The organism is Sodalis sp. RH24, assembly GCF_047324145.1.
Classification (GTDB): Bacteria; Pseudomonadota; Gammaproteobacteria; order Enterobacterales; family Enterobacteriaceae; genus Acerihabitans.
On sequence record NZ_CP178729.1, the window covers coordinates 5,196,368 to 5,205,000 of the forward strand.

Genomic DNA, 8,633 nt, shown 5'->3' on the forward strand with positions numbered 1-8,633 from the left:
ATTCCAGATTTGCCGCCGCGGACGCCGTCGGGGATCGCGGCGGCTCCGGCCGCCATGACGCGAGAAGTGCCGTAAAACGGGGAAGTCTGAGTAAACATAAGGGGATTTTATTTACCGGCATAAATCGCCCGCCGCGCGGTTTTCAGGCCAATATTTGCCGCAATAAAGGGGAATAATCGATAAATAAAATTTCAGATTTCCTCTTTTTATCTTGTCCGCCGCGATGTCTGCCGTTGATATTGAAATCATGCCGAATATAGGATAGCTTCATGGACAGGCCCACGCATGGGCCGGCGTCGCTCGGATGGTCCGGGCGCTAACGTACAACGAGGATATTATGGCCGCATCCGGTTTGCCACGGCGTTTTACACGCATCGATCGTCTCCCCCCTTATGTATTCAATATCACCGCCGAGTTGAAAATGGCCGCGCGCCGGCGCGGAGAGGATATTATTGATTTCAGCATGGGTAATCCCGACGGGCCCACGCCGCCGCACATCGTTGAAAAGCTTTGTACTGTCGCCAAACGGGAGGATACCCATGGATATTCCACCTCCCGCGGTATTCCCCGGCTGCGGCGCGCGATCTCGGGCTGGTATGCCGATCGCTACGGCGTCGAGATCAATCCCGACAGCGAGGCCATCGTCACCATCGGTTCCAAAGAGGGCCTGGCCCATTTGATGCTGGCTACCCTCGATCATGGCGATACCGTACTGGTGCCGAATCCCAGCTATCCGATACATATCTACGGCGCGGTGATAGCCGGCGCCCAGGTGCGCTCGGTGCCGCTGGTGGCGGGGGTGGACTTTTTCCGCGAGCTTGAGCGCGCCATTCGCGAAAGCATTCCCACGCCGAAAATGATGATTCTGGGCTTCCCGTCCAATCCCACGGCGCAATGCGTCGAGCTGGACTTCTTTGAACGGGTGGTGGCCCTGGCCCAGCAGTACGGCGTGCTGGTGGTACACGATCTCGCCTATGCCGATATTGTTTATGATGGATGGAAAGCGCCGTCGATCATGCAGGTGCCAGGCGCCAAGGACATTGCGGTGGAATTTTTCACCCTGTCGAAAAGCTATAACATGGCCGGCTGGCGCATCGGGTTTATGGTGGGTAATCCGGAACTGGTCAACGCCCTGGCGCGTATCAAAAGTTACCATGACTACGGTACGTTTACCCCCCTGCAGGTGGCCGCCATCGCCGCGCTGGAAGGCGACCAGCAATGCGTACTGGATATCGTCGAACAATATCACCAGCGCCGCAATGTCCTGGTGCGCGGCCTGCACGAGGCGGGATGGATGGTAGATACCCCAAAGGCGTCCATGTATGTCTGGGCCAGGATCCCGGAGCACTATGCCCATCTCGGTTCCCTGGAATTCGCGAAAAAACTGCTGTCGGACGCCAAGGTCTGCGTATCGCCGGGCATTGGGTTCGGCGACTACGGCGATACCCATGTTCGTTTCGCGCTGATTGAGAACCAGGATCGTATCCGGCAGGCGGTACGCGGCATCAAGGCCATGTTCCGTGCCGATGGCGTGCTGAAACCCGCCGGCGCCAAGGCCATTACGGACTAGGGAACGGTTACCCGGCCTGGCGGAGGGGGAACGTCTTCTCTTCCGGTCCGGCAACACGGCATTCGTCCCCGCATACGGCATTTTGCTTCGTGGGTGGGGATAATGTTGTGTTGATTGATAAATATTTCTAATGAATTAATCCCTGCACAACAGCGCCCTATACGCGTCAATGGGACTACAACTGGCGTGGGCGCCATGGTGGCGGTCATCGCGCACAATACTTACAGTTCAGAAGATGTTATCCTACTCACAATAAGAGTAATATAAGCAGGCTATGTTTAGTGCCGTGGCAACCTGTTGGCCGCGATTTCGTCCAGGTAGGAAACTATGAGAAACCTTGTCATTGATATATTGAAAAAAATGGCCAAAGCGGATGCGGCGGCAAAAGAGCTGACTGCCCAGGTTGAAGCCCAGTCCCTGCTCCTGGCCGCGCTGGTGCTGACTGTCGGGCAGGGTAGCTCATCGGTTATGGCGACCAACATAGAAAAAGCCATTTTATCGGCTTCCGGCGCCAGCGAGGAGATTCTGCAAACGGATGTGGATTTATTATTGGCGCATTTTGTCCGGTTGATCTCAGTCTCGCAGTATGTTGAAGTCAACGGCGACGAAGAAAAGGTTAACAACGATTAATAGCCCGTGGCTTAACGGCGCGGTGATATCGTAGTATAACTTATTGATGTTATTGTCGTTTAAATAATAAGCGCTGGCGCGCTGCCCATCAGCATGGCTTCCTGTTTCCTATGCCGGCGGGCAGGTTCCGGCGGCAATATCCTCATTGATTGCCTCTGATAATAGCGCATTAGCCAATAATTAAAACAATAACCCCTGCAATAAGATAATAACAAGCCTACAACACCCAGGAAATATACCAGCAAAATATTATATTAATTAGTATAATGTCAAAGTGTAATCACTTTTAAGTGGTATGAAAAAAGCCGCTATTTTATGGCGGGTCCTGCCGGATCAACGCCATCAGCCTATCTCAACGCAATACGACCCGGTTTCGCCACGCTGTTGCTGTTAAAGCTGATTTACTCCCCATCATCTGTTATGTCCCACCTGTGGCTCGGCCTTGCGATAGATCTGCTTTTTGCCATGATGCTTTGCCGCACGGTGGTGACGGTGATATTTATGCACTGTTTTAGGATGATATTCATCCCCGGCATGGGCATACGTAAGGGGGGAAAAGGGTAGGGCTAATACTACAGTCATCATTGCGATGATGAATTTCTTCATGTTAATGCCATGCCTTTTAAAATGTTTCCATTATGTGATAGCACATCCCACCAGCGGAAATGCGCGCTTACCTGATTATTCTAGCGCAAAAATGGCTTGCTGCTCTTTTATCTCCGCCCCGGCCGCTGCCCGCCCATGACGGACACACCTGGCATCGCGGTCACGCAGATAGCGACTGGGTGAGGTAAACATGGTTAAGCCCCGTCAGACCCAGCGTTGGGCGCTAAAGGCGATTTCCTTCCCGAATTGCCCGGATTGCTCACCCGCGGAATCGATCAAGCTCCCCTGCTAGGCCGGCATGTTCATGATACTGATGGCCCTGACGATTGTTCCCAAGCGCAGCCCTGCGGCGGGACGCGCCAGGGTTAAGGGCCATCACCGCCGGGCCGGCAACCTTTAGCAGCGTAGACGGCTTGCCTTGTGTAAGGGTTGGAGGAAAACCAGGCGGTTAAGGGCCAAAGCATATGACACTCGAGCAATTCCAACAGGCGGCTAATATCAGCGCCGGGTTAGCCGCACGCTGGTTTCCGCATATGGCGGCTATTATGGCTGAATTCAGTATTAATACGCCGCTGCGCCAGGCAGCTTTTATTGCGCAAATCGGTACGGAATCAGGTGGATTTACCACAGTAGTGGAATCGTTTAATTATTCGATAAACGGACTCAAGATATTCGGCAATCGCTTAACGCCGGCACAGCGCGAGGCGTTGGGCCGCCAACCTTCTGAAAGAACCCTGCCTATCGACAGGCAGCAGAAAATAGCCAATATTGTTTATGGCGGCAGATACGGAAATACGCGACCGGGAGACGGCTGGTTATATCGCGGGCGAGGTTTAAAACAGGTGACCTTTTATGCTAATTATGCCGCCTGCGGTAAAGCGCTCGATTTAGATCTGCTTGCCGAGCCTGATTTGCTCCTGGCGGATATCAATGCCGCGCGTTCGGCCGGATGGTTTTGGCAGGCCAATAAATGTAACACTTTCGCCGATATTGGCGATATGGTGGGGCTGACTAGACGGATTAACGGCGGCGTCAACGGCTTGGCCGATAGGCAGGCCCGCTATAAAGTCGCGGTGGATGCGCTGTGCTGAAAATGCCGTGGCGTGCCGTCCTGGCGGCTGATATGACCGTTTGTGCGGCACCCACGGTACCCGGCGGCATCCCTGTATAGTCCTCGCCGGCGCGAGGACTATAAGTGTGAATTATCAATTTTTGCAATTAGCGAACTGTTGTTATTGTGAATATTCCCCACAGTCTTGCTGACAGGATGAAACGCAAACTCCCCCGCCGGCATGGCGCAATCATGGGCCAGCTCCTCGGCGCGCCCCGACGTCGTATCCGGCGATATCCATTCTAATGACGCCTTTCGCGTCATGATCAGCGGCCGCCGGTCATGGATATCCACCAACCCCTGATCACTGGCCGCCGTCACGATTACAAAACCATCATCTTCCGGCGCGTCCAGGGCATCGGGATGGAATCTGCCTATCGCGGCCAGGTATATCGGCTTCTTATTTTTATGATAGATAAAATAGGGTTGTTTAACTTTTGTATGGTCCGGGTCTTTCTTCCACTCATACCAACCGTCGGCCATCACCAGCGCGCGGCCATGGTGCCATAGCGGCTTAAACATGCGGCTGGCGGCGGCAGTTTCTAACCGGGCATTAATCAGGGGAGGGCGGCCTGCTTCTTTGGCCCAGGCGGGCTGATAACCCCAGATAACGGGATCCAGATGCAGCGTATCGTCGCGCTGGTTCAGCAGCAGAACGCGACTGCCTGGAGCAACGTTGTAGCGGCCTATCGGCTCGCCATCCAATGCGCCCGAAAACGCAACATCACTTCGCAGGAAATCGAGATAGTGTTCTCTGGTATTAAATTCAGCAAATCGGCCGCACATGGTCGTCATCTATATTGCAGAGAGATCTTAAGTATAGACGGGATAGAAGAGACAGAACTGTGGCAGCCCGACAATAATTTAAATTGTGCCGTAAAACTAAACCGACCATTTTCCCGTCATTAATCCTTTCAGTAATCCGAAATTTAATGCTTCCATAATATCATTAATAAAAATGGGCCATAATGGGCCAAAGCACTGCGGGGCTCACACTATTAACAATTACTTCTCTCATCAATAATTGTTTATTTGAAATGCAAGGCTAGTTATTTTTTTATTAAAGTGAAAAAATTCGTTAATTAAAAACCTTAAGCCGTAAAATTAAGGATGTTATTTTATTACGCTGTACTTTAGGCCAGTAGTTAGTCACTCCTTGCGATGATACAGTTTTTAAATATCATCAATGACCGGGGGTAATTATGAGTAATGACATATGCAAGTGTACTGTGGTTCCTGAAGTTAATATTACAAACACCATGCGTTACGTTTTTGACCAATTAAAAAGTCCCATAGCGATAAGAGATTTGTCCTCCAGGCTGGTTTATTGCAATCAGCCGCTTGCTCTACTCGCAGACAAAAAGTCGCCTAATGAAATCATTGGTAAATTCGACAGTGAATTCGATTGCGCTATATTAGATACCGAGGAATCAATAGAGAATTTTGCCAAACAATATAAACGTATATTTGAGACGCAGACTCCTTTTTCTACGTTGGAGCTACATCCTCATGCTGTGGATTTTCCATTCATATTTCATAAAATCCCTTATTTTAATGATAAGCACGAATGCATAGGTATGCTTGGTTATAATACACAACTTACAGTATATACACTTAACGACTATGTAAAAGGGCATATGCCGGGATCACTATTATTGAATAAGCCGGATGACACTTTCACTGAGCGCGAGTGCGAAATAATGTTTTATCGCTTGCAAGGTTTGAAGTCAAAAGAGGCTGCTGCTAGGTTAAATCTTTCATTAAATACATTTAATAACTATATGCAGAAGATTTACAATAAAGTGCATGTAACAGAGATCGGGGAGTTAAGGGATTTTTGCGAGAAACATAATTACCATCGTTATCTCCCCAAGAGATTTCTAACTCATGAAGCAATTAATTTCAGCGATTCAATAATCTGATCTTTGCTTTGGTCAGTTCTGGGCGGGGGTGAATGTAAATCTCCCTTCCGCTCAGTGCCCTACGATTTTCCGGCCATGTCCGTTTCGCAAGTTCAGCCTTTCATACTGACCCCACCCCGAATTCTGCCCCACCCAAAATCGCCAATCCGACGTGATGAACCTATCCCTTTGACAGAGGTAATGCCGACCAAAAAGTCCCGTTACACAGAAGCGTGGATCGCGTTTGATTTCAAACAGGCTGGACTGGATACCCCCGTACCAGCGGTTTGTGGCAAGCTGGGGATTTCCGATATAACTTTTACACCTGGTGTAAACGAGTGGTTGGTCTGTCTTCCTCTGGATGGCAACACTTATGGCAACCGGAGAAGGAGAATGTCCGGCTGAAATAGCTGATGATCGATTTAAACCTCAGCAATGCCTGCTGGGGGTGTAGTCAAGTACTGTTTTTATTTACAGTTCTCTATGATACGATTTTTGGTATGGACATATTTCAGGAAGCATTTTTACATAATTATCTGTTATGTGGTTAAAAATGCCGTTGTTTAATTTGTGCCGCTTCTCTTTTGGTCATTACATTACTCAGTCCATTTAACAGGTTGCTAAATATCAACCTAATGAAGTAAACGGTTTATCTAACACATTCAAAGAGGTACTAAACATATGACCATACCTAATATCGTTGTATCTATGCCATCACAATTATTCACCCTTGCCAATAGCTTCCAAGCATGCGCCAATGGTTCTGTCTATGTCGGGCAGATTGACACGGACCCGACTGTGGCTGCAAATCAAATACAGGTTTATGTAGAGAGTGCGGAGGGTACCTATACCGCGGTAGCTCAACCTATAAACATCAATGCCGGAGGCTATCCAGTGTATGCCGGTCAGGTAGCAAAATTTGTAACGGTTGAAGGGCAGTCAATGACCGTCCTTGATGCTGATGGCGTCCAGCAATTTTACTTTCCAAACGTGTTGAAATATGACCCTGATCAGTTTAAAGATCAGTTGTTAGATACGGCTGCAGCTGGGTGGATAGGCTATGATATAACGAATACTTATCCCCAAAAAACAATCGGTAATAAGCTGAGTCACACCATAACACCTTATGATTTTGGCGCCATAGGCAATGGTGTTACGGATGATACCGCAGCGATTCAAGCATGGCTTGATTTTTGTTCGTCTATAGGCGGCGGATATTTTAATACAAGCTCTGGCACGTTTTTGATAACTCAGCAGCTTTCAATTAATCGCACAGCGGTCAGTAATGTCATCGATCACGTGCTGGATTTTTCCGGCGCGCGGATCCTGGTCGACGCGGGCACATTAATAGCGCAATATATTGCTGTTAGCGCCGTTACTTTCTCCGGATGGTCATTGACCGGCAATGTTGAACTCACATCAACAGGCGGTTTATCCTGGGGTGCTGCTTCAGCCTCGCAAGGGATGGCGAGAATTATTCTTACCGGTCTTACGGTTGGTAAAACATATAAAGTTATGGCCGATATCAAGGGTTATGACGTAGCTGTGTCCGCAGGCTCTTTCGCAATGTATATTGATGAAATAGGGCGCATCACCCGGGCATGGAAAGGTAATGGAGTTCCCCGTGGAGAATTTATTGCCACCGCGACTACCCACACCCTCCGTTTGCAATCTGATTCCACAGATCCTTTATGGCAAGGTCTCGTTTATAAAGTTGATGTACGGGAATCCGTTTATGGCCTACGTCTTTATCAAACTGGTACAGCAGCAATGCATGCGCATTTCGAGGTCCGCGGATTGAGGATGGAAAATAGGACTAACAGTGCTGCGGCTGGTGGTCTACGGATGGATGATTGTGGGGCGGCTAAATTTCATAATTGTTCATTTATAGACTTTAGTAATGGTGAAGGAATATTGACAAACAATAAGCTGTTCTGGTCTGAAAACAATGCATTTTATAACATTGCCTATGTCAATTGCCGGTTTGCGCATCGCTATGGCCGGACTATTGGACTAGGCGCACAATCTTCATTCGCTAGGCAATTCGAACAAAATATGTTTATTGCTGATATTGAATATGCTTTATATTTTGAAGAAAGTACATCACAATATGATTCAAAATGGACTGAGATTCATGGAAATACAACTGTAAAATTGAAGGCTATACTTCATATTGAAGGCGACCAAAATAACACAGTGATTGAAGGCATCAGAACAGAAAAAGGAGGCGCTTCTCATGAAGATGGCAATGGTATTATTGAATATGCACAAAATGACTTATCTCGGCCATGGATCGGTAGTATAGGCTCCAGTGTCAATATTCCAACATACAGGCTAGGATCTATGAATGCTGGTCGAACATGGATGGAGCGCCCACAGACCGCTTTTGATTTAACTCGGGATAGAACGGTTGTCCAATCGCTACGTTATTCTACGGCTCAAATTAATGGTGTGACATTCGGTTACGAATGGCACGAAGTTATTACCAATGCTATTAATGGCACCGTTTATGATATTTCTGATGGCGGCGATATTATTATCACACACGGAGTAGCGGAAATTATTATCACAACTCGCGCTGTGGATGGTAGTGCCTTTGAGGGTAGTAAGTATATGTGCGTTTTGGGTAAGCGTGGCGTTGATGGTTCAGTCTCTACGCCTGATACTGTACTGTGCGACCATAGAAATTCTGGTACTGGAATTTTTGTGACTTGGCCCGCTAATTCATCGCCGCGAGTTGCTGTTACTGGCGTCAGTTCTCCCTTTGCCATTGCTATTAATATCAGAATATTCAACTAAGCCGCTCAGTGATGAT

The 8,633-nt window shown here is 48.4% G+C and carries 7 protein-coding genes; 5 read left to right on the forward strand and 2 right to left on the reverse strand.

The genetic code is table 11. The features are described from left to right. Positions 1 to 337 precede the first annotated feature (337 nt). Positions 338 to 1,570, forward strand: coding sequence for an alanine transaminase (alaC, locus tag ACL2XG_RS23665; protein WP_413723356.1), 1,233 nt, complete (start codon positions 338 to 340; stop codon positions 1,568 to 1,570). 327 nt (positions 1,571 to 1,897) lie between these two features. Continuing rightward, positions 1,898 to 2,200: an anti-adapter protein IraP gene (gene iraP / locus ACL2XG_RS23670; protein WP_413723355.1), complete on the forward strand. Its 303-nt coding sequence runs from the start codon at positions 1,898 to 1,900 to the stop codon at positions 2,198 to 2,200. A 411-nt stretch (positions 2,201 to 2,611) separates the two neighbouring features. Here iraP and ACL2XG_RS23675 read toward each other — a convergent pair whose 3' ends face one another. Further along, positions 2,612 to 2,806 (reverse strand): hypothetical protein, encoded by a 195-nt coding sequence (locus ACL2XG_RS23675; RefSeq protein ID WP_413723354.1) that lies wholly within the window; start codon positions 2,804 to 2,806, stop codon positions 2,612 to 2,614. Between the two features lie 464 nt (positions 2,807 to 3,270). Here ACL2XG_RS23675 and ACL2XG_RS23680 point away from each other — a divergent pair, with 464 nt between their 5' ends. Continuing rightward, positions 3,271 to 3,897 (forward strand): glycoside hydrolase family 19 protein, encoded by a 627-nt coding sequence (locus ACL2XG_RS23680; RefSeq protein ID WP_413723353.1) that lies wholly within the window; start codon positions 3,271 to 3,273, stop codon positions 3,895 to 3,897. Between the two features lie 98 nt (positions 3,898 to 3,995). Here the strand turns inward: ACL2XG_RS23680 and ACL2XG_RS23685 are convergent, their stop codons facing one another. Beyond that, the gene (locus ACL2XG_RS23685) at positions 3,996 to 4,703 is read right to left on the reverse strand and encodes an SOS response-associated peptidase family protein (protein ID WP_410014154.1); all 708 of its coding nucleotides are present in this window, start codon (positions 4,701 to 4,703) and stop codon (positions 3,996 to 3,998) included. A 416-nt stretch (positions 4,704 to 5,119) separates the two neighbouring features. On the opposite strand from ACL2XG_RS23685, the gene ACL2XG_RS23690 reads away from it, so the two are divergent. Both ACL2XG_RS23690 and ACL2XG_RS23695 read left to right on the forward strand, forming a co-directional pair. Further along, positions 5,120 to 5,839, forward strand: a complete 720-nt coding sequence (locus tag ACL2XG_RS23690; RefSeq protein WP_413723352.1) for a LuxR C-terminal-related transcriptional regulator — start codon at positions 5,120 to 5,122, stop codon at positions 5,837 to 5,839. 660 nt (positions 5,840 to 6,499) lie between these two features. Then, positions 6,500 to 8,617: a phage tailspike protein gene (locus ACL2XG_RS23695; protein WP_413723351.1), complete on the forward strand. Its 2,118-nt coding sequence runs from the start codon at positions 6,500 to 6,502 to the stop codon at positions 8,615 to 8,617. Positions 8,618 to 8,633 lie beyond the last annotated feature (16 nt).